This is a genomic window from Blautia sp. DFI.6.71 (assembly GCF_020593585.1).
Taxonomy (GTDB): Bacteria; Bacillota; Clostridia; order Lachnospirales; family Lachnospiraceae; genus Blautia_A; species Blautia_A wexlerae.
The window spans coordinates 1-336 of sequence record NZ_JAJDMJ010000175.1; the positions used below are offsets into that span (position 1 = coordinate 1).

The 336-nt window shown below is 36.6% G+C and carries 1 pseudogene; it reads left to right on the forward strand.

The features are described from left to right. Nucleotides 1-336, forward strand: a pseudogene (locus LJE12_RS21225) (Archaeal ATPase); the annotation flags it as partial.

Below are 336 nucleotides of genomic sequence, written 5' to 3' on the forward strand. Positions count from 1 at the left end.
AAACAGAAAAAGCGATAAAATTAGAAAAAGAAGCACTTGCTCAAATAAAAGAAACTACAAAAGAAAATGCACACCTTGTTTCCAACCTCCATTCCAATCTTGGGGGACTTTACCGAATAAACGGACAGCTTGATCTGGCTAAAAAACACATGAAAATGGGGATTTCTCTTTTAGAACAATACCAGCTTCTTTATACTAATGACAGTATTCCCCAGATTACTAATTACGCTGTCCTATTAACTGAAATGCAAGAACCTGCCCTTGCCCTGTCTGCTCTTCGAAAATTAGCACAGATTATCAAAGAATATAATTCAAACCACTGTTTGGATTATGCCC